Here is a 627-nt window from a genome sequence, read left to right on the forward strand (position 1 = left end):
CATAGCGTATGTCCATGCTGATGTCGGCAGGCTGGTTGAAACCGCTGAACACGCTTACCTGCGAGAACTTGGTAACTCCGGTGAGCAAGACGAACTGCAGGTCATCGTCTGCAGCCTTGAATACCGAATAGAATCCTTTCAGCACTTCCCGGTTCCGGTCCTCCAGCAACATTTCCTCCTGTTCTCCCTTAATGCCCGTATCAAGCACGTCCAGGATAGGCTTGTCGTATTCGTCAATCAACACCACGCAACGTCTACCCGATTGTTCATGGGCTTGTTTGAGCAAGTAAGCAAAGCGGTCTCCCACATCCGTCAGATAAGTGCTTTTCCCGTATTGGGCTTCCCAACCGGCAATATATCCTTCCAGTTTCTTTTCCAACGTTCCCGGAACGGTGAAGTTGCTTCCGTTGAAGTCGATGTGAAACACGGGATATTCTTTCCATTCCGTTTCCAGCTTCTCGATGGCAAGCCCCTTGAACAGCTCTTTCTTACCTAAGAAATAATTTTTCAAAGTAGATACAAGCAGGCTTTTCCCGAACCTGCGGGGACGGCTGAGGAAATAAATCACACCTTCCTTTACCAGTTGGTAGAGTAAATCCGTTTTGTCTACATAACAGTATCCTTCTG

General features: G+C 48.2%; 1 protein-coding gene. It reads right to left on the reverse strand.

Features of this window, described 5'->3' with window-relative positions:
* Positions 1–627, reverse strand: a 627-nt coding sequence (locus B5F71_RS19625; RefSeq protein ID WP_158098168.1) for an AAA family ATPase, incomplete at both ends; no start/stop codon positions are given.

It is taken from the genome of Bacteroides sp. An269 (assembly GCF_002159755.1).
GTDB classification, from domain to species: Bacteria; Bacteroidota; Bacteroidia; order Bacteroidales; family Bacteroidaceae; genus Phocaeicola; species Phocaeicola intestinalis.